Origin of the sequence: Sporosarcina sp. FSL K6-5500 (assembly GCF_038005665.1) — a bacterium.
GTDB lineage: Bacteria > Bacillota > Bacilli > Bacillales_A > Planococcaceae > Sporosarcina > Sporosarcina psychrophila.
The window spans coordinates 4407559-4425827 of sequence record NZ_JBBOTP010000001.1 but is presented as its reverse complement, the minus strand read 5'-3'; the positions used below and the strand labels follow the sequence as shown (position 1 = coordinate 4425827).

29 protein-coding genes are annotated in these 18269 nt (G+C 39.6%); all 29 read left to right on the top strand.

The annotated features are described in order from the left end of the window. The first annotated feature begins 37 nt into the window (after positions 1–37). The 29 genes from MKX62_RS21360 (at position 38) to MKX62_RS21220 (ending at position 18265) form a co-directional block, all read left to right on the top strand. Positions 38–232 carry a hypothetical protein gene (locus MKX62_RS21360; protein ID WP_340742292.1) on the top strand — a complete coding sequence of 65 codons (195 nt, stop codon included), beginning with the start codon at positions 38–40 and terminating at the stop codon, positions 230–232. A gap of 341 nt (positions 233–573) precedes the next feature. Further along, positions 574–963 carry a DUF3797 domain-containing protein gene (locus tag MKX62_RS21355; protein ID WP_340742291.1) on the top strand — a complete coding sequence of 130 codons (390 nt, stop codon included), beginning with the start codon at positions 574–576 and terminating at the stop codon, positions 961–963. Positions 964–1000: 37 nt separating this feature from the next. Beyond that, positions 1001–1258 carry a hypothetical protein gene (locus tag MKX62_RS21350; RefSeq protein ID WP_340742290.1) on the top strand — a complete coding sequence of 86 codons (258 nt, stop codon included), beginning with the start codon at positions 1001–1003 and terminating at the stop codon, positions 1256–1258. Between the two features lie 160 nt (positions 1259–1418). Next, positions 1419–1817: a replication terminator protein gene (locus MKX62_RS21345; RefSeq protein WP_340742289.1), complete on the top strand. Its 399-nt coding sequence runs from the start codon at positions 1419–1421 to the stop codon at positions 1815–1817. A 36-nt stretch (positions 1818–1853) separates the two neighbouring features. Beyond that, complete coding sequence (locus tag MKX62_RS21340) at positions 1854–2564, top strand: hypothetical protein (protein WP_340742288.1); 711 nt, start codon at positions 1854–1856, stop codon at positions 2562–2564. Between the two features lie 80 nt (positions 2565–2644). Further along, a complete protein-coding gene (locus tag MKX62_RS21335) occupies positions 2645–3088 on the top strand; it encodes an ArpU family phage packaging/lysis transcriptional regulator (protein ID WP_340742287.1) in 444 nt (147 codons plus the stop codon). Further along, positions 3085–3627 carry a site-specific integrase gene (locus MKX62_RS21330; protein ID WP_340742286.1) on the top strand — a complete coding sequence of 181 codons (543 nt, stop codon included), beginning with the start codon at positions 3085–3087 and terminating at the stop codon, positions 3625–3627. Before MKX62_RS21335 ends, MKX62_RS21330 begins: the two co-directional genes overlap by 4 nt. Before the next feature lie 291 nt (positions 3628–3918). Continuing rightward, on the top strand, positions 3919–4635 hold the full coding sequence (locus tag MKX62_RS21325; protein WP_340742285.1) for a hypothetical protein: 717 nt from the start codon (positions 3919–3921) through the stop codon (positions 4633–4635). A 237-nt stretch (positions 4636–4872) separates the two neighbouring features. Next, positions 4873–5142 carry a hypothetical protein gene (locus tag MKX62_RS21320; RefSeq protein ID WP_340742284.1) on the top strand — a complete coding sequence of 90 codons (270 nt, stop codon included), beginning with the start codon at positions 4873–4875 and terminating at the stop codon, positions 5140–5142. Continuing rightward, entirely contained in the window at positions 5129–5347 is a 219-nt protein-coding gene (locus MKX62_RS21315; protein ID WP_340742283.1) for a hypothetical protein, read from the top strand. Before MKX62_RS21320 ends, MKX62_RS21315 begins: the two co-directional genes overlap by 14 nt. A gap of 240 nt (positions 5348–5587) precedes the next feature. Then, on the top strand, positions 5588–5746 hold the full coding sequence (locus tag MKX62_RS21310) for a hypothetical protein (protein WP_340742282.1): 159 nt from the start codon (positions 5588–5590) through the stop codon (positions 5744–5746). Positions 5747–5952: 206 nt separating this feature from the next. Continuing rightward, positions 5953–6204 (top strand): hypothetical protein, encoded by a 252-nt coding sequence (locus MKX62_RS21305; RefSeq protein ID WP_340742281.1) that lies wholly within the window; start codon positions 5953–5955, stop codon positions 6202–6204. A 17-nt stretch (positions 6205–6221) separates the two neighbouring features. Then, entirely contained in the window at positions 6222–6551 is a 330-nt protein-coding gene (locus tag MKX62_RS21300) for a hypothetical protein (RefSeq protein WP_340742280.1), read from the top strand. Between the two features lie 20 nt (positions 6552–6571). Next, positions 6572–6913, top strand: coding sequence for an HNH endonuclease (locus tag MKX62_RS21295; protein ID WP_340742279.1), 342 nt, complete (start codon positions 6572–6574; stop codon positions 6911–6913). 198 nt (positions 6914–7111) lie between these two features. After that, positions 7112–7444 (top strand): hypothetical protein, encoded by a 333-nt coding sequence (locus MKX62_RS21290; protein WP_340742278.1) that lies wholly within the window; start codon positions 7112–7114, stop codon positions 7442–7444. After that, positions 7441–9075 (top strand): terminase TerL endonuclease subunit, encoded by a 1635-nt coding sequence (locus MKX62_RS21285; protein ID WP_340742277.1) that lies wholly within the window; start codon positions 7441–7443, stop codon positions 9073–9075. Before MKX62_RS21290 ends, MKX62_RS21285 begins: the two co-directional genes overlap by 4 nt. Positions 9076–9089: 14 nt before the next feature. Further along, entirely contained in the window at positions 9090–9320 is a 231-nt protein-coding gene (locus MKX62_RS21280) for a hypothetical protein (RefSeq protein WP_340742276.1), read from the top strand. 78 nt (positions 9321–9398) lie between these two features. After that, the gene (locus MKX62_RS21275) at positions 9399–10496 is read left to right on the top strand and encodes a phage portal protein (protein ID WP_340742618.1); all 1098 of its coding nucleotides are present in this window, start codon (positions 9399–9401) and stop codon (positions 10494–10496) included. Further along, positions 10493–11236: a head maturation protease, ClpP-related gene (locus tag MKX62_RS21270; RefSeq protein ID WP_340742275.1), complete on the top strand. Its 744-nt coding sequence runs from the start codon at positions 10493–10495 to the stop codon at positions 11234–11236. The genes MKX62_RS21275 and MKX62_RS21270 overlap by 4 nt, the downstream gene beginning before the upstream one ends. Before the next feature lie 26 nt (positions 11237–11262). Continuing rightward, the gene (locus tag MKX62_RS21265; protein WP_340742274.1) at positions 11263–12414 is read left to right on the top strand and encodes a phage major capsid protein; all 1152 of its coding nucleotides are present in this window, start codon (positions 11263–11265) and stop codon (positions 12412–12414) included. A 23-nt stretch (positions 12415–12437) separates the two neighbouring features. Beyond that, positions 12438–12620 carry a hypothetical protein gene (locus tag MKX62_RS21260; protein WP_340742273.1) on the top strand — a complete coding sequence of 61 codons (183 nt, stop codon included), beginning with the start codon at positions 12438–12440 and terminating at the stop codon, positions 12618–12620. Positions 12621–12626: 6 nt separating this feature from the next. After that, positions 12627–12929: a hypothetical protein gene (locus tag MKX62_RS21255; RefSeq protein WP_340742272.1), complete on the top strand. Its 303-nt coding sequence runs from the start codon at positions 12627–12629 to the stop codon at positions 12927–12929. Next, positions 12916–13287, top strand: coding sequence for a head-tail adaptor protein (locus MKX62_RS21250; protein WP_340742271.1), 372 nt, complete (start codon positions 12916–12918; stop codon positions 13285–13287). The genes MKX62_RS21255 and MKX62_RS21250 overlap by 14 nt, the downstream gene beginning before the upstream one ends. After that, positions 13284–13709 (top strand): HK97 gp10 family phage protein, encoded by a 426-nt coding sequence (locus tag MKX62_RS21245; RefSeq protein WP_340742270.1) that lies wholly within the window; start codon positions 13284–13286, stop codon positions 13707–13709. The genes MKX62_RS21250 and MKX62_RS21245 overlap by 4 nt, the downstream gene beginning before the upstream one ends. Further along, positions 13706–14143: a phage tail terminator family protein gene (locus tag MKX62_RS21240; RefSeq protein WP_340742269.1), complete on the top strand. Its 438-nt coding sequence runs from the start codon at positions 13706–13708 to the stop codon at positions 14141–14143. The genes MKX62_RS21245 and MKX62_RS21240 overlap by 4 nt, the downstream gene beginning before the upstream one ends. Before the next feature lie 5 nt (positions 14144–14148). After that, positions 14149–15207 carry a phage tail sheath C-terminal domain-containing protein gene (locus MKX62_RS21235; RefSeq protein WP_340742268.1) on the top strand — a complete coding sequence of 353 codons (1059 nt, stop codon included), beginning with the start codon at positions 14149–14151 and terminating at the stop codon, positions 15205–15207. A 12-nt stretch (positions 15208–15219) separates the two neighbouring features. Then, complete coding sequence (locus MKX62_RS21230; protein ID WP_340742267.1) at positions 15220–15654, top strand: phage tail tube protein; 435 nt, start codon at positions 15220–15222, stop codon at positions 15652–15654. Positions 15655–15670: 16 nt separating this feature from the next. Continuing rightward, positions 15671–16045 (top strand): phage tail assembly chaperone, encoded by a 375-nt coding sequence (locus MKX62_RS21225; protein ID WP_340742266.1) that lies wholly within the window; start codon positions 15671–15673, stop codon positions 16043–16045. Positions 16046–16306: 261 nt separating this feature from the next. After that, positions 16307–18265 carry a hypothetical protein gene (locus MKX62_RS21220; protein WP_340742265.1) on the top strand — a complete coding sequence of 653 codons (1959 nt, stop codon included), beginning with the start codon at positions 16307–16309 and terminating at the stop codon, positions 18263–18265. The last annotated feature ends 4 nt before the right edge of the window (positions 18266–18269 follow it).

Here is an 18269-nt window from a genome sequence, read left to right as displayed (position 1 = left end):
TGATCTGTTGAACAGCACGTGACAAGGAGGTGTTAGTTTGAAAACTATTTATCGGTATTACAAAGATACAGAGGTCTCGGTGTTAGCAACCAAAATAGAGTGTCCATATTGCGGTGAAGAATGGATGGAAGATGATATGGACGAACCAGGCGCAACCTACACACTTACTTGTGATGATGAAATTAATGAAGGTTGCGGGAAAGAGTTCGAAATGCACTTTGATGCTTCTTGATTCGTAGTACGACCAAATTCCGTAGTGTGGAAGGGGTGGCGAAATGACTTACAAAGTCCCGAAATGTAATTGCGGAGCAGTATTAGTTTATTCGGATTCAATTACCCAAGAACGATTTTATAAAATCAAAAGTGATGGAACGCCTTTTAAAAATCCCGTAAAAACTTGTAACAGTGATTTACAACATTCGAATCTGTATTGCCGCAAATGTAGGACCACTTATGCGATTGACAGTTATTCAGTTGGCCCAATTTTACGCGGTGGTCTGATTTAGCAGTACGCAGATCAACCATATAGCGTCACAAAAGACACAAAATGCGATGTAAGAGAGGGGATATAAAATGTTTATGCGTGAAACAAATGAACTAATAAGAAAGTACGGAGATTGCCCAGAGTGTGGTAATGACAAGGTTGGCGGTAATCCTTCACAAGGTGCATTGATCATTGAGGATGAAGTTTTTACGCGTAGTTGCAAATGTGGTTGGGAGGTTGTTGTAGACCGCAGAATAAAACACCAAGCAACAATGACTAAAAAAAGAGGGAGTAAGTTGGTGGGTGGTTGCTATGAGGTATCCATTCATGGGCTAGGTCGCAAACTTTTACCGTTGTTGGAGTTAAAGGAAAAAGCAGGCGTTACGCGTATTAATCAACACGCCAAAATTGAAGATTGGCTTAACGGTGATGAAGGCAGAAAGTGGGCGTTAGAAGTACCTGCAGAAAGCGTCTACTAATACGCCTTACAAATTAACAGTGAAGGAGTGAGGTTGAATGGATCAAATGACTTTCGATGATTTAATGGAAACAAACCCAGGACAGATTCCAGAATTGATACACTGTCCACTCACTGAGGATTACCACTGGTTAAGAATCACCGTCGGCCATACACCGACCCAATTTAAGGGATCAATCGAATTTGAACTTGCTGGATATGAGTACATGTATAAAGATACACCTTTTAAAGATTCTGTAATGTCGGCATTCAGTGGCAATGTAAGGCTAGTTGACTGGAAGAATGAAACGCAATGAGTGGTGATATTACACACTCAGAAGAGTTCGACCGTAATCAAATGGTTTTCACCTGCAGCACGATGGCGAACTACTCGGAAATCTATCTTGAATCTTTAGGATATGACGAACTACTGAACATATATAATCGTGTAATTCAAAAACAAGGAGATGAAAACTGATGAAAAACATTGTTGATTTAAACAGTTTTGCAAATGGTGCATTGGCTGAGAAGGTAAATATTGAATTGTTGAAAGTGCTTGAAAATATTGCGGACCCGAATACAGACCCGAAGAAATCGCGGAAGGTTACTGTGAATATCACCTTGAAGAGCAATGAAAATCGAAGCTTGGCAGATGTGCAGATAGAAGCAAAATGTACAATCGCACCTGCAAAGGCAATTGAAACAGCAATGATTATTGACTTTGGTACTGATGGCAAAGTAACTGGTGCAGAGCTGAAAAGTGGAGCTCCGGGACAGATGTATGTTGATGGCAATGGTGAAATTCTCGATGATCGTGGTGAGAAACCAGAAGAAGAATCATCGAAGTCATCTGATAAAGTCGTTGCCTTTAAATAAAAAACATAAAAAACAAAAAGAGAGAAGGAATGTAAAATGTTGAAAGAATTCACTCAGTACTTGTTAGGTTTAAAGCGTCCGGAGATTGTCGAGGCAAATGGAAACATCTATTCGACTATTAATCTTACACAGCTAGATCCAGAGCATGACGTTGCAGCTATTAAAATTCGAAGTCTTTCTGGACTTGTCGATTATGTGAAATCAAACTTTGACCATGAACGGCCTGTGATGATTCATGTGGAATCGCCAACAAGCGTCAATTTGTTCGATTCACTTAACGTCGTTAATGACCGCCGAATCTATGTGAAGGCAAATGCGTTATTGCCAGACATCACATTTGAGCGCTATATGTCTCGTGAGAATTTTAATGTAATGCTGCAGTCTTGCTTTGTTGGCAATGAGGACAAAGAACGGGTATTAAAAGTCATCAGCTCAATCATCGAAGAAAATTCAGTAACTCAGAATGATGATGGTGTCTCTCAACGCGTTACAGCTAAAACGGGAGTGGCAACGGTAGGGAATGCGAATGTGCCTAATCCAGTAGCATTAAAGCCTTTTAGAACTTTTGTGGAAGTGGGGCAACCGGAGTCGGAATTTATCTTGAGATTAAAAGAGGGCGCTCAGGTAGGTCTATTCCAAGCAGACGGAGGAGCATGGGAGCTTAACGCAATGGCTAATATTGCTGAATACCTTGAATTTAATTTAGCAATAGAAATCAAAGAAAAGAAAGTATACATTATCGATTAATTATTAATAAAGCATAAAAAAGACAGGTTTGCTACTGTCTTTTTTATGCATTTCAATACTATATCGAGGAGGCAACCTATATGCAGATAGAATTTAATTTACCGGCCATCGATAGAGACGAAACCAAGAAAGCCGTTGAGTCGATACTGGAAAGATACAGAATGTATGCCTTGCAAGTCAGCTTGGATCGCTTACCCGCAATCACGGCTAAATATTCGCTAATGCCTTTTTCAAATAGTTTGCCGGGGTCATCAACAGAGTCAGCGGCTATCGCAAACGTTGACTATGAGCAGGAGCGCGCCAAATTCATTGAATGGGTTGCCCGTGCGGTAAACCGTTTAACTTATGTGGAGCGCTCAGTTATCGTCATGCGCTATTTGTCTGACGAAGAGCTATATGATTACGAGGTGTATTCGGAATTGAATATGTCTGAAAGAAAGTATTACAGAATCAAGTCACGAATATTTTATAAGTTAGCCTTTGCTTTAAAAGTAGAAGTTTATGAGGAGGTAGCTATTTCATGAACTACGTACATCCTGTGCGAGACACCGACCAGATAGCTGAGATGAAAAAATACTTGCAAAGAAAATCCGAACGCGATTACATGCTGTTTGTCACTGGCATTAACAGTGGTCTTCGTATTTCCGACTTATTGCCATTGAGAGTTAAGGATGCTAAGAAAACATATTTTGACCTTCGTGAGCAAAAAACGCGGAAGCAGAAACGGATTGAGATGACACCGGGACTTAGGAGGGAATTGAAAAAGTATGTTGATGGAAGGGAAGATGATGAATACTTGTTTAAGAGTCGGGAAGGCCTGAACAAGCCGATTAGCCGCAGTATGGCATATAAGATACTAAGGGAAGCAGCTGACTATGTTGGACTGGATGGAGTTGGTACGCATACGTTACGTAAGACATTCGGTTACCATTTCTACAAGAGGCATAAAGACGTGGCATTGTTAATGGAGATATTTAATCACTCAGATGAAAAGATCACGTTACGTTACATTGGGGTTAACCAGGATTCAATGGATAGAGCTATGAAAGATTTCAAGATATGATCCATCTAACTTAATTGTTGGATGGATTTTTTATTTGTCCAATTTGACCAGGTAAAGAATCAATAACAAATGTCTTTTCGTTTCCACCCTTATCAGATAGCCATAAAAAACACTTGTGTAACTCAAAATAGCCAATAGGAGTTAGAAGAGTGGTATCAAGGGATTCAGCAGTTTCACGAGTTACCCAGTTTATAGATTATGGATAAGCGGGGGATATCAATGAACAATCTTGTTGGTTTGATGGTATGCTTCTATTCAGACTATAGATAAAATGGGTAGGGGGATAATATTGTGTATTTTTTAAATGGAATTGACGAGCAAGCAGATAAAGGATTTGGGATATTAGGAGATGCGTTCGTAGAAGCTGCAGACCAATTGTATAAAAGCAAAGAAAACAGCTTTTTAGCACATATCCATATGCCGATTGGGTATTTGTATAGACATGCAATTGAACTTCATTTAAAGTCAATGATTGTAATTTTTCACGAACAGTTGGAAATTCCTTACGGAGAATCTTCAGATAAACCTCAGATTCTATTGAAGGACGGCAGATGGAGAAATATAGATGATTGTCACTGGTTGAACGCATTGTATTGGTATTGGTCAAAATTAATAAATGATAACCGAGAGAAATTAGAGGAAATAGCCGCTGAAGGTAGCTGGTTGTTGAATCAAAAATGGGAAGCTATGATTGATGAAATTCATTCATACGATAAAGATAGTTCTTATTTCAGATATCCTTTTGTAAAAAAGGATGATAAGAATCGAGATGCAGAAAAGTTCTTGATGCAAGAGGTGGATGGTTTAGAAAACCTTGAAGTGAAAGATGGTGGGGTCTATATGGTATATACAGATCAACCTACGACATCCGGTGAAATCAATGCCGTTAAAATTTATTCACATAAAAAGGGTACATTGGACGATTTAATAGAAACAGCCCATATTCTTTCCAATGATTTAAAGGGATTTCATATCATGATGAGGCACACGCTTTGTGGTGGGAAATAAAGTGGCAGACTTCTGGCAGGATTACGGCAGAAGATTGTGGGTATAGAGTGGTATTCTAGTAGTGTTGGATGGTTTGGTTAACGGTCCATTTGAATAACATATAAAACTAACGAAAAGGGCAGCTCATTGGAGTTGTCCTTTTTAGTGCTCGGGAAAGTGTTAATTCTTATTGAAGGAAACAAGTGTTCTGAATGTGTGTTATAATATCCATCAATAGAACATGATGGAGGGATCTAAGTGAAGACAGATAAATTCTTCGAAACATTGGAAGACCATGTACAGGAAGTGGAGGGTAAACAGATACCCGAAACGCTTAATATGACCATTACCTATTCAACAGGTGAAAAGGATGTATTTAAAGCAACGCATGTGTTTTGGGCTAATTTGTTGATTGCTTGTAAAAACAGAAAGAAATATTCGTTGTACAAGAACAGATTAATAAACCTAGATCATGTCGTTAAAGTGGAATTCGAAGATTTGGATTGTGAACAACATGCAAGTAAATGATATGGATAAATACGTACTCACAGGAAGAGTGAAAGAATTGATGATGATTGTTATGGATCCTGAACTATCAATGCCTAACATTCCTGAAGATGTCCTTGAAGAGATATTAAATCCACCAACAGATGATGATGGTTATGTTCATCAGTTTTATTTGAAGGAGGAGACCAAGTTTTTTATTGAATTATTAACGGGTAAAGAAGACTGATACATAAAGTCTGCATCCAATCGGGTGCGGGCTTTTTATATACCTTGAAGACTATATACCATACAGTCACAAAATAATCGCGGGCTAGTAAGTAGCAACTACTTTAATGAATTATTGAGTGTAGTATGTAGTCTTGAACGTATAAAAAAGTTAATAAACTACTACTATAATTTGTGGTGGGATAACTGATACCATTAAAAAAGTAGATGAAAAATAGGAAACAAAGGGGGACGTGCAGAAATGAAAAACAACACTAAATCAACAGTTTCTTCAGGCATTACATTCGGTTCAGCTTTAGCTATTGCTATTTCTTGGAGTTTACACAAATCTATTTTATGGGCTTGTATACACGGATTGTTTAGCTGGCTGTATGTAATTTACTATGCTTTGACACGTTAAATTAGTTCACAGTCCGAGCAATAGAACATTCAAAGTCTACTCAATCGAGTGGGCTTTTTCTTATACATATGAAAGGTGGTGGTCAAACTGTTCGCTGTTCATCTAGATACAACGGAAAGGATTTGATCCATCATCTCGGTTGGCTGCTCCGTTATGCAGCTGATAATTTAACGGGTAACTAATATGAATTGTGGAGGACAACAGATATGCAATTAACTAAAGAGGATCTAATCAATACATTCAAGTCAGCACGTGAAGAGGACGCTTCATTCATATTCGTGGGTATCGAAGCAGAAGGTGTTAAAGAAGCTATTGCTGTACCATTATTCTCATTCGATGCTAAAGAACAGTTCTACATGAATGCATACAGCGATGAATTAGTTCACGTGATGAATAGTAAGGTTCGCATCTTCGGTCTGTCATTCGGTGGAGCAACAGCTATACACGACATCATTTAATTGTGGAGGGGTAAAAGATGGAAACCAAAATGTTACAAGTAAGAATAAGCAGTCGCGACATCATTAAGATGACGATAGATATTCTTAGCAAACGAATAGATCGTCTGGTTATAGCGTCGCGAGTCGGTAAGCATAGTAAGCGTATGGCCAACATGCAGAAGCTTCATGATACATTCGTTCAGTTCAGAGTAGGTCAGTTGGACAGATTGAATCTCATTGATAAAACCCGTGATGACTGCAAACGTAACACCTGCGACACCTGTGGAGGATATCTAGAAGCTGTATCCTTATTTTTAAATGGCGAAGAAACAAGGCTAAAGGATGAACGATGTCATCGTTGTGGCTAACTTTAAGCAGGTGATTAACAATGAAGGCTGAATACAAAACCAAGGCACAACAGAAGAAGTTCTATAACTCTGCTGCATGGAAAGGCAAGCAAGGCATACGACAACAAGCATTGAAGCGTGACAACTGGGAGTGCCAGGAGTGTAAGAAGGCAGGGCGTGTTCACGTTGACTCGGCTAAGGTTGAAGGCGAACGCAAGAGCGTACAACTAAACGTCCACCACATCATGGAGTTAGAAGACCATCCAGAGTTAGCTTTAAAGTTAAGCAACGTCACGACGGTCTGCCTGTTCCATCACAACGAGATACACAAAAGGTTTTACGGTAGTAGAAAGATTGATGAGTGGCGGGATGAAAAGTGGTAAATTAAATTACATTATTTATAATATAATTTTAAAAAAATAAATAAAAATAATAATTAATTTATTTTACCCCCCCAGAAAATATTTTGGTTTTTTTAAAAAAAGCGGTAGACCGTGTAGGGTCTCTTTTCACCAGATTTATTGGAGTTTTTGCGCGTAATACTATTTTGGAACTATTTGTAAACCGGGAGGAGGGAAACGATGGCGAACACCCCTAGAGATAAGTTGAGAAATAGAATCGAAAAAGACTTGAAGAAACAGCTGAAGGAGAAGGAAATAACCGGGAGTCATTATATTGACATGATGCAGGATTACCTCTCCTTGTGGGATTTAAAATGCAGTCTTATTGAGGACATTGAAGATACCGGAATACAGGTATCTGGAATGCATGGTCCAAAATCGAATCCCTCCATCAACGATTTACATAAAACAAACGATAGGATGTTGAAGGTCTTAGACGCTCTTGGATTAAAAGCGAATCCGGTTGAACCTGTAGTTCCTGGGAAAAAGAAGTCAGCTGATGATCTCATATGATTAGCAATCGGTACGTAGATGAGTATATTGACCAATATAAAACAGGCAAGATCAAGCTAAATGAAGAGCGCATCATGCTGATTGACTACTTGGAAAAATACGTATTGGTACGGGATGATATATACTTCGACGATAAGATGATTGAGAACTTTATTAAATTCTCTGAGCGGTGGTATTTTCTTTTATCTCCATTCCAAAAATTTTTAGCTGCATTTGTATTCTTACTCTACGAAGAAGATGATTCGGTTTTCTACGAACAGCATCTCTGGCTGATGGCGAGGGGAGCAGGAAAGAACGGTTTGATTTCTGCATTGGGCCACTTCTTTATTAGCCCACTCCACGGAATCCAGAAATACAATATATCAATCGTGGCAAATAGTGAACTTCAAGCGAAAACGTCATTCAGAGAAATTTATGAAGCTATCGAGACGAATGAAATATTAGGAGAAATGTTTTACCCCACTAAAGTAGAAATATTGGGTAATGACACAAAAAGCGTTCTCCAATATCACACTTCTAATGCGGGATCTAAAGATGGATTGCGTGATGGCGCGGTAATCTATGATGAAATTCACAGATATGAAAATTCAGATGTCGTAAACGTATTCTCTAGTGGGCTTGGTAAAGTGCCCAATGCTAGGGAATTTTTTATTGGAACAGACGGCTTCGTTCGTGAAGGTTTCCTGGATAAGTTGAAAGAACGGGCCATGAATATTCTCGATGGAAAAGACTTAGAAGATCCTCTTTTCCCTTTCATTTGCAAAATCGACGAACCTGGTGAAATCGATAATCCGGAAATGTGGGAGAAAGCCAACCCGATGTTTAGCGAACCCAGAAGCTTTTACGCAAAAGGTTTGTTCAAAAAAGTACGGACACAATGGCGGCAGTTGGCTAACAATCCATCGAACCGAGAAGAGTTCATGACGAAGCGGATGAACTATCCAGAAGTCGATTTAAACAAGACGGTGGCATCGTGGGAAGACATTCTTGCTACAAACAGACCTTTCCCGGAATTGAAGCACAGGACAGCGGTTGGCGGATTAGACTTCGCTAGCATCAAAGACTTTGCTTCAGTAGGATTACTTTTTAAAGTTGGTGAGGATTATGTGTGGAAGACTCATTCGTTTGTTCGCAAAGGTTTTTTGGACACAGCGAAATTAAAGGCGCCGATAAAAGATTGGGAGAAAGATGAACTGTTGACCATCGTGGACGAACCTGTTATTAACATTCAACACATTGTAAATTGGTTTGTTGAAATGCGTGAAATATACGGCGTCAACACTATTGTAGCTGATACATTCCGGTTGGATTTAGTCAAGTCAGCACTGGAAGCAGAAGGGTTTATCTTGTTATATATCCGCAATCCTAAAGCAATCCACTCACTCTTAGCTCCGCGGGTGGAAACGATGTTTGCGAATCATAACATTATTTACGGAGACAACCCATTGATGCGCTGGTACACGAATAACGTATATGTTCACATCAAGAAGGACGGCAACAAGGAGTATTTGAAGAAGGATGAATTCAGGCGGAAAACGGACGGATTTCAAGCGTTCATTCACGCATTGTGGCAAGCAGATAATCTATTGGAAGAAGAATTAGATTTCTTCATTGCGGATATTAAGTTTTAGGGGAGTTGAGGACTTTGGGAATTGGTAATAGAGAATTTAAATTAGCGACGGCTAACGAATTTGCACCATTTTATATGGTGCTTCCTAGGCACCTGAATGTAAAGAATCCAGAATTCGGTATTTGGGATGCAGTAAAGGAAGAAGATGGTGGGATTAAACGTTTTGATTCAGTTGAGGAAGCAAGAGAGTTTGCAAGTAAAAACATTAATGGGCGCGAGTTCTACGTACTAGCACTTGTAGGGTGATAGAATCATTACGTTTTAGGGGGTGATAAATTGGGTTTACTAGATGCAATCTTCAAACGAAATAGTGAACTAGGCTTTATGTTCGACGTAGAACTGTTTCAAGAGACTTCTAACCGAGCACATATGAAGCGTTTAGCAATTGATACATGTATATCGTTTCTAGGACGCACTATCAGTCAGTCGGAGTTTCGTGTAAGAAATGGTGACACATTTGAAAAAAATGAACTCTATTACCGTCTGAATGTTAGGCCGAGCAAAAACACAACCGCAAGTACATTCTGGCAAACGTTCGTTTATAAATTGTTCTACGACAATGAATGTTTAATCATTCAAGCTGATGACGGTGATCTGTTGATTGCGGATGATTTTACTCACAATGAGTATGCCGTATACGAGGATATATTTTCGAATGTAGTCGTTAAGGATTTTGAATTCAAAAGAACCTTCAAGCAAAGTGAAGTTATCCATTTGAAATATAGCAACGAAAATCTAGCTCCATTGATAGATGGACTATTTAAGGACTATGGCGATCTCTTCGGCAGAATACTAACCTCGCAAAAACGAAAGAACCAGATACGCGGGACCGTGGATATGGACATGCTATCAGCTAAATCGTCGGAGCATCAATCCAAGCTCCAAGAGTTTATTAACAATATGTATAAGGCTATCGGTAAAAACGATGTTGCTATTATTCCGCAACAGCCGGGCTTCAAATATACGGAAATGACGAATGGCGGTTCTGGCGGACAAAGTGTGGATGAAATCAATAAAGTGACAAACGGCTTTTTAGATCAGGTCGCCATGGCTATTGGAATCCCTGTCAGTTTACTTCACGGCGACATGGCCGATGTGGAAAAACAAACGAAAAACTATATGTTCTTTACCGTTTCACCATTGCTGAAGAAAATAAGTGACGAAGCAAACGTTAAATTCTTCACACAGAAAGAGTATCTGAGCGGCAAATGCGTAGATATTCGAAAGGCATCCTATCAGAATATCTTCGACTTGGCCACATCTGTAGATAAGTTGAGGGGATCCAGTGTGATGAGCGGGAATGAGCTTAGGGAGGAACTAGGTTTAGGAAGGGTAGACGATCCGATTATGGATAAATACTTTATCACCAAGAACTACCAAGAAAGTTCGAAAGCCCTTGAGGGAGGTGAAAATGAAGAATGAAATTCCTGAAATTTAAAAACGAAAAATACGTAGAACAATTAAAAAGTATTCCTCATAATTTTGTTGTAGCTCATAATAACGAAAAGAAAGAATCTACTTTAACCATTTACGGATTCATCGGAGATTCATGGTGGGATGATTCAACATCTGCAGCTGATGTTGATATTGCCTTAAAAGAATCTGGATCGAATGATTTGATTATCCACCTAAATTCACCCGGCGGAGATGCATTTGACGGAATTGCTATTTATAACCGTTTGATGAACTATAAAAAAACAACAGGCGCAAAGATTACAATTCACGTTGATGGTTGGGCATGTTCTGCGGCATCGGTTATTGCGATGGCAGCTGATTTATTAATCATGGGTGTTGGTGCAATGATCATGATCCATGAAGCAAGCACGATTGTGTGGGGGACGAAAAAAGATTTCCGTAAAGAAGCGGACGTGTTAGAAAAACTCGAAGACGGTATCATTGATATTTACATGACAAAAGCGAATGTCGAACGTGATGAAATAAAGACCATGGTCGAAAATGAAACGTGGTTTAGTGCAAGTGAGGCAATTGGAATTGGCTTTGCTACATCCGCTACCACACCATCAAATGTGGACGACAACGAAGAAGTCACTCAATTAAAAGCACAAATGCAATCAATGCAAAACGAAATACAACAATTAAAAAATGCGGAACCTGAAAAGCCGACGCCTGTTAAACAAAACAGAGCAGCAAGGCTTTTTTAAATTACAAAAAATGGAGGAATTAAACAATGACGATTAAATTTAATAAATCAGAAAAGTTCCAAAGTGCTAAAGCAGCACTAACGGCGGTCTTATCAAAAGAGGAGGTTACAGAACAGGAAACAACACAAGCGTATGAGAATTACTTTGATGCGTTACAAACAGAAGTGGCTTCGTCTATTCGTAATCAAGTAAACGATGAAATGTTAGATCGTTCTATTCTTCAACAACGTGGTCAGAACGTACTGACATCTGAAGAAACAAAATTTTTCAATGCAGCAATTGATAAGGGTGGATTGGATGATGAAAAGATTCTACCTGTTACTACTCAAGAAAGAATCTTTGAAGATCTTACTACTGAACACCCGTTACTTGATGCGCTAGGTTTACAAGATCTTGGAGCTGTTACACGGTTTATTTATTCAGATGCTGAAAAGAACTTTGTATGGGGTGAATTGTTCGGAGGAATTGCAGGTCAAATCGCCGCAAACTTCCGTGAAGAAACAGTTACTCAGCTTAAATTAACAGCATTCGCGGTATTGCCAAATGACATGATTGAACTTGGTCCAGTTTGGATTGAACGTTATGTGCGTACTGTAGCCGTTGAAACCATTTCTGTAGGTCTTGAATATGGTTTTGTTAATGGTAATGGGCAATCTCAACCAATTGGTCTTATGAAAGATAAAAATCCTTCAACAGGTGCTATTACTGATAAAGTCTCATCCGGTTCATTAACTTTTGCGCCTTCAGAACGTGGTGAAGTCGTTGCTGGTGAACTTTACGTAGTGGTGAAAGCATTATCTTCAGATGCAGCAGGTAAATCACGTAAAGTAAATAACCGAGTTGTAATGGTAATCAACCCTATTGATGCAATCGCCGTTTCTTTCCGGAATACTATCCAAACTGCAAATGGTCAATGGGTAATGTCCTTGCCTTACAATTTGCAAGTTGTTGAGTCCGAGGAGGTACCAGTCGGAAAAGCACTATTCTTTGTAAAAGGTGAATATATCGCGGCGATTGCTGGTGGTTACAAATTGAAGAAATATGATCAAACATTGGCAATGGAAGATGCGACATTATTCACAATTAAACAGTTTGCGAACGGTAAACCGAAGGATAATAAAGCCGCATTAGTTTATGACTTGGATATTGACTTCACACCTGTAGTTCCAGCGCCTTAATTTCAAAAAGGAGGTAAGTTTTTATGAGTTACAAAGTAGTAAATAAATTCAATGATTCGCAGGATAATAACCTTCTTTACGAAATTGGCGACGGGTACCCAAAAGGTAAACACAAACCATCGAAAAAGCGTATTGAAGAATTATCAAATGTTCATCCGAAATATAAAGTTGTATTTATTGAAGAAGTTGAAAAGAAGAAGGAGTGACGAAAAATGGATATCACCTCCGACATTCTTCTTCAGTTTAAAGACCGTATGCACTTGGAGGGTGACGAGGATGCCAATATAACACGTATCCTCACCGCATCTGAAAAAGAGCTCACCCGCATCTGTGGAAATTATGACATCAATACAGATGAAGTATTCAAGGAATTGGTATTTGAGCGCTCCCGTTATGTTTATAATGATGCTCTTGAATATTTTAATACCAACTTTCTAAGTCAGATTAACAGTTTGTCAATTGCGAAAGCGCTTGATGAAATCATCATTGTGGGTGATCCCGATGCAACCATTTAAGTATAAGCCTAAAGTGAATACGGGTGATTTGCGGAATCGTATCGACATTTACGCGAATGTGAAAACGACTAATGAACTGGAAGAAACAACTTATAAGTTTATGAAGATTAATACGATATGGTCGAGTCTAATCCCGCAAACAGGGACTTTGCAAAAACAGCAAGCTGATACTGTATTAACAAATGTTACGCATAAAGTCATTGTCCGATATAGCGCTGGTAAGAACATAACTAAAGATATGCAGATTTTCTTTAAGGATAAAAACAACGTGGTCCATCGTTATGAAATTAAATATATCCTTAACCCTTATTTCGCGAATGAGAAACTTGAAATCTTCTGTCAGGAGTTGATAACATGATGGATTTCGACATGAGCGGTCTAACTAACTTGCAACAGGATTTGTTGGATGTCGCGCAGAATAGGCTTCCTCGTGAATCTTTTCAACTCATGCGTAAAATCGGCAGTAAAGCCCGGACAGTAGTGGCAAAGGAAGCCCGCAGTAGAGTGAAAAAGGATTCAGGGGATTACCACAAGCGATTCAAGCGAGGCAAGGTATTTAAAGGTGCAGATGGTGAGATCGTGGTACGGGTTATTAACAGCGCCCCACACGCCCATTTAATTGAGCATGGTCACAGATTAGTAAGAGGTGGTAGGGAAATAGGTTTTGTTCCCGGAAAAAAAGTCATGGTTCATGGCTTGCAAAACTTCGAAAATAGCGGACAGTTCGAAAAGATGATTGAGGAATGGCTAGATAAGCTACTAAGGGACGGAAAGCTATGATCACTTACAAAGATTTACGAATAGCCGTTAATCGCAAATTAAAAACTACCGGAATTGAAGTGAATAGTGAAGATGTATCGGAGGGCTTTAATAGACCTTCTTTTTTTGTGGAGTTTTTAAATATTGCTCGGTCATCTGATGAGAACCAAGTCCACAAATCATTGAGTGTACAAATCTATTATTTCCCCACAGATCGTTACAAGTACGCTATCGAAGTGTTGGAAATGCAAGAAACGTTGGAAAACATGTTTGATTTGAAACTAGCTATTAAAGATAGGTTAATTAATGTGGAGGATATAAACACTGGTACCGTCGATGGTGTTTTAAACTGTTCATTTGATTTAGCGTTTTATGATGGTCGAGAAAGAAATAAATATGAACAATATCCATCGGAATTAATGCACGAATTGGATTTCGAAAAAGTAGAGGAGTGAATTAAATGGGGTTACCAGAAATAAATATTGAATTCATCGGTAAAGCCGTTACAGCTATTAAACGTAGTCAGTTAGGTATCGTGGCATTGATTCTAAAAGACGATACACAAACAGCAGGCACGCTTGTTTACAAGAGTGTGGAAGATGTAGTAACGACCGAATGGTCTGCTGACAATTTGGATTACATTCAAAAGACATTTGCGGGAACGCCAAGCAAAGTCATCATTGAACGATTAGACACAACAGCAATCGATTACAACGAAGCATTGAAACGGCTGAACAACAAGCGTTTCAACTATCTCGCCATTCCACAAATCGAAGCAGTAGATACTACCCTTATTTCTACTTGGATTAAGACTAAGCGTGATATTGAGAAGAAAACGTTTAAAGCAGTCTTGCCCAATATGGAAGGCGACCACGAAGGCGTTCTTAACTTCACAGCTAGGGAAATCAAAGTTGGTGAGAAGGAATACACAACAGCTGAATATACGGCACGTATTGCCGGAGCAATGGCTGGATTACCATTCACACGTTCATCCACATATCTTGAATTTCCTGAAATTGACTCAATCAAAGAAATTGAAGATCCGGACGCGGCAATTGATAACGGAGAACTTATCCTAATAAATGATGGCGAAAACATCAAAATTGGTCGTGGAGTAAATAGCTTGACTACTACTACCGGCAGCAAGACAGAAGACTTTAAATCAATCCGTATTGTGGAAGTCATGGATATGATTAAAGATGATATTCGCACAACTTTTGATAAATTCTATGTCGGAAAACTAAATAACATCTATGACAATCAAGTGTTGTTCATCACGTCGGTAAATGCTTACTTCTCCGGTCTATCAGATGACGAGATTCTTGATCCTAGCGCAGAGAACAAGGCTAGTGTAAATGTTCGCGCACAACGTCTAGCTTGGCAAGGTATCGGTACAGATACAAGCGAATGGGACGACCAGAAAGTGAAAGAAACATCGTTTAAACGGAATGTGTTTTTAGCGGGGAAAATAAAAATTGTCGATGCAATGGAAGACTTAGACTTCGACATTGCAATTTAAGGAGGGTAACTAATGACGAAGATTCGCAGTAATAAACAGATTAACGGAACGTTTGGTTCTGTGTGGGTAAACAACGAAAAATGGTTAGATGTCGATGCTTTTGAGGCAAAGGTAACAGTCAATTACGAAGATGTGAACATGGCCGAAGATTTGGCTACCCACAAGAAGATGACGGGTTGGGCAGGAGAAGGATCGTTGACAGTCAAGAAGGTTTATAGCCGCGGCGCTGCACTACTTGCCAATGCTGTAAAAACCGGCGTGTTACCAGAGATTAATCTAGTCGGTAAACTCGCTGACCCTGATGCCTTTGGTTCAGAACGTGTGGCAATCAACGACGTAACATTTAATGAATTCATGCTAATGAAATTCGAACAAAAAGCACTAGGTACGGAAGAACTTCCATTCAACTTTGCAGACTACGATCCAATTGATTTAATTACAGCATAAAAAAGGGGACTATCAAATGACTAAAATTGAAAAGAAAAAACTAACTTTAGCAGAATTAATAGATAAAAAAGAACAATATCTTGTTAAAAAAGATGTTACGCAAGAATTATATTTAGAAAAGTTAGATGCCACCGTGACAATCATTCAACCAAATCACCAAACGGTTTTGGACGCCATTGAATCAGAAAGTGATGATTACTTGGTATACAGCATGGTCACTGAACCAGATTTAAAGGATAAAGATTTACAAAAGGCATACGGATGTGCGGAACCTATAGATATTGTGTCTAAAATATTCGACCCTGGTACTGTTACAGGTATTGCTAAAGCGGGATTGAAATTAGCCGGATTTGAAAGCAATGTAACGGTGGTTGAAAACCTAAAAAACTAATTGAAAGTGATGATGATTTTTATTTACTTCATCACTATTTGCAAAAAGGATTTACACTTGATTATTTGATGAATGTACCATTAGATCAAAAACAATTCATGATGGCAAGTATGAGTTTACATTTTGAGGAGAGCGCTAAACAGGGGACTGTGTAGCCTCTCTTTTTTTCTATGAAAGTCGGTGAAATAAATGGCTGGAAATCGTGTGATATCCGCTATATTGAGGCTGAATAGTAGCAACTTTAACAGTGGTATGTCCGACATGGAACGGAACCTCAGAAGGACAGGTAATCAGATTGGTCGCTTTAAACAATCAGCCGTTTCAAACTTCGCTGGCGTTGCTAAGGGAGTCGCAGGAATGGCAGCGGCTTACATGGGTGTTAACGCAATTAAAGATCTTGGTGTAGGAATGATTCAAAGTGCGGCGTCTGCAGAGGCTATGAATGCGCAATTTTCCACCGTATTCGGAGATATGGAAGGGGCGGCAACCAAAAGTCTAGAAGGTATTGCGAGCGAAACTAACGCATTGTCTGGTCGCCTGAAGGGTAGTTTTCTAGGGATTGCGGCCTTTGCCAAAACATCCGGCATGGATACAGCGTCCGCGTTAGCAATGACGGAACGTGCGACGTTGGCCGCGGCGGACGGTGCGGCATTCTATGATAAATCAGTGGATTCAGTTGCCGAGAGTTTGCAGTCATTCCTAAAAGGTAACTTTGCGAATGATGCGGCGTTAGGTATATCGGCCACAGAAACAACCCGGAACGCGGCGGCCAATAAGTTATATGGGAAATCATTCAAAGATTTAGCCGAGGACCAAAAGCAAATGACCTTATTGCAAATGGTTGAAGACGGCAACAAGTTGTCTGGAGCCATGGGGCAGGCAGCCCGGGAAGGTGACGGTTTCGAAAACGTGATGGGTAATATGCGAGAATCATGGGATTTGCTAAAACAGAAATTCGGAGCGCCGATTCTGGAGCCGGTTATAAAAGGGATTAAATATTTAACAACAGAAATGCTGAACGTTGATACCGATAAGATTATCGGGGGTTTTAGCAAATTCGGAGGCGTTGTGAAAGGCGCGTTCGATTCTGTCAAACCAGGGCTAAATTGGATGAAGGATACTGCGCTTCCAGCAGTAAAAGACAAAGTAGTGGAGATGTACACTGCTGCACAACCGGGGCTTAATTGGTTGAAAGACGTTGCATTTCCGGCTGTTGGTGATGCTATCGTAGTTGTAGTTGAAAAAGCGACGGATTTGTATAACTACATTAAAGATAACTGGGCATTAATTGGTCCGGTTGTGGCAGGTGTGGCCGCTACGGTTGCGGCGTTTAAAATCGGAGTCGTGGCCATGACCACTGCTACAGCCATTTGGAAAGGTGTTACTACCGGCGTACAAATCGCTACAATGTTATTGAACGGCACTCTAATGTTATCCCCGCTCACTTGGGTTGCGCTTGCTATCGGAGCCGTAGTGGCGGTAGGTATCCTATTATGGAAGAATTGGGATACCCTCAAAGCATTAGGCCAAAGTCTGTGGGACAAACTGAAAGAAGTGTGGATGGGAATTGAGATAGGATTTTCTAATGCGTGGAATGTCGTTAAAACTGCTGCAGGGGATAGCTTAAATTTCATTATTGATAAAATTAATACCATGATAGGTGTTATCAATAAAATACCTGGCGTAAAAATTCCGATAGTCGCGAAAGTAGAATGGGGACAAGCTGCACAACCCGCGAATGCTGGTAAGGCGATAAAAGGAAATATGGAATCATTTGCGGTCGGGACGAACCGCGTTAAGCGCGACATGGTAGCTAATATTCATAAAGACGAAATGATTATTCCTGCTGTGCAGTCTAGGAATTTACGTAAACAGGGCGTGACGATTGATAATATTGACGGAGCTATGCCAAGGGCTATCGAACCTGTAGTTTCTAAAAGTGCTGGTAGTACGTTTGTAACTCGGAATGAAGATAATCGTTCATCAATTAATAATCAGACTCGAAATGAAGATAAGCATACCGTTACCAATATTGCGACAACAAACGTTCAAAATTCGGATTTACCAAATTTAATTCAACAAATAATGCAATTGATCCAGTTATTGAAAAACACCCCTAAAGGTGATGTGAAAGTAACCATAGACGGTCATAACAAATCCACAAGTGAGATCGTGAATGAATTAATACCAATGCTTAAACTCAGACTGGCAAATTTATAGGAGG

Excerpts from the sequence above, each read along its gene's own strand:
- MKX62_RS21355 (WP_340742291.1), top strand. The coding sequence starts at position 574 with ATGTTTATGCGTGAAACAAATGAACTAATAAGAAAGTACGGAGATTGC.
- MKX62_RS21350 (WP_340742290.1), top strand. The coding sequence starts at position 1,001 with ATGGATCAAATGACTTTCGATGATTTAATGGAAACAAACCCAGGACAG.
- MKX62_RS21345 (WP_340742289.1), top strand. The coding sequence starts at position 1,419 with ATGAAAAACATTGTTGATTTAAACAGTTTTGCAAATGGTGCATTGGCT.
- MKX62_RS21340 (WP_340742288.1), top strand. The coding sequence starts at position 1,854 with ATGTTGAAAGAATTCACTCAGTACTTGTTAGGTTTAAAGCGTCCGGAG.
- MKX62_RS21335 (WP_340742287.1), top strand. The coding sequence starts at position 2,645 with ATGCAGATAGAATTTAATTTACCGGCCATCGATAGAGACGAAACCAAG.
- MKX62_RS21330 (WP_340742286.1), top strand. The coding sequence starts at position 3,085 with ATGAACTACGTACATCCTGTGCGAGACACCGACCAGATAGCTGAGATG.
- MKX62_RS21315 (WP_340742283.1), top strand. The coding sequence starts at position 5,129 with ATGCAAGTAAATGATATGGATAAATACGTACTCACAGGAAGAGTGAAA.
- MKX62_RS21310 (WP_340742282.1), top strand. The coding sequence starts at position 5,588 with ATGAAAAACAACACTAAATCAACAGTTTCTTCAGGCATTACATTCGGT.
- MKX62_RS21305 (WP_340742281.1), top strand. The coding sequence starts at position 5,953 with ATGCAATTAACTAAAGAGGATCTAATCAATACATTCAAGTCAGCACGT.
- MKX62_RS21300 (WP_340742280.1), top strand. The coding sequence starts at position 6,222 with ATGGAAACCAAAATGTTACAAGTAAGAATAAGCAGTCGCGACATCATT.
- MKX62_RS21295 (WP_340742279.1), top strand. The coding sequence starts at position 6,572 with ATGAAGGCTGAATACAAAACCAAGGCACAACAGAAGAAGTTCTATAAC.
- MKX62_RS21290 (WP_340742278.1), top strand. The coding sequence starts at position 7,112 with ATGGCGAACACCCCTAGAGATAAGTTGAGAAATAGAATCGAAAAAGAC.
- MKX62_RS21285 (WP_340742277.1), top strand. The coding sequence starts at position 7,441 with ATGATTAGCAATCGGTACGTAGATGAGTATATTGACCAATATAAAACA.
- MKX62_RS21275 (WP_340742618.1), top strand. The coding sequence starts at position 9,399 with ATGTTCGACGTAGAACTGTTTCAAGAGACTTCTAACCGAGCACATATG.
- MKX62_RS21270 (WP_340742275.1), top strand. The coding sequence starts at position 10,493 with ATGAAATTCCTGAAATTTAAAAACGAAAAATACGTAGAACAATTAAAA.
- MKX62_RS21265 (WP_340742274.1), top strand. The coding sequence starts at position 11,263 with ATGACGATTAAATTTAATAAATCAGAAAAGTTCCAAAGTGCTAAAGCA.
- MKX62_RS21260 (WP_340742273.1), top strand. The coding sequence starts at position 12,438 with ATGAGTTACAAAGTAGTAAATAAATTCAATGATTCGCAGGATAATAAC.
- MKX62_RS21255 (WP_340742272.1), top strand. The coding sequence starts at position 12,627 with ATGGATATCACCTCCGACATTCTTCTTCAGTTTAAAGACCGTATGCAC.
- MKX62_RS21250 (WP_340742271.1), top strand. The coding sequence starts at position 12,916 with ATGCAACCATTTAAGTATAAGCCTAAAGTGAATACGGGTGATTTGCGG.
- MKX62_RS21245 (WP_340742270.1), top strand. The coding sequence starts at position 13,284 with ATGATGGATTTCGACATGAGCGGTCTAACTAACTTGCAACAGGATTTG.
- MKX62_RS21240 (WP_340742269.1), top strand. The coding sequence starts at position 13,706 with ATGATCACTTACAAAGATTTACGAATAGCCGTTAATCGCAAATTAAAA.
- MKX62_RS21235 (WP_340742268.1), top strand. The coding sequence starts at position 14,149 with ATGGGGTTACCAGAAATAAATATTGAATTCATCGGTAAAGCCGTTACA.
- MKX62_RS21230 (WP_340742267.1), top strand. The coding sequence starts at position 15,220 with ATGACGAAGATTCGCAGTAATAAACAGATTAACGGAACGTTTGGTTCT.
- MKX62_RS21225 (WP_340742266.1), top strand. The coding sequence starts at position 15,671 with ATGACTAAAATTGAAAAGAAAAAACTAACTTTAGCAGAATTAATAGAT.
- MKX62_RS21220 (WP_340742265.1), top strand. The coding sequence starts at position 16,307 with ATGGAACGGAACCTCAGAAGGACAGGTAATCAGATTGGTCGCTTTAAA.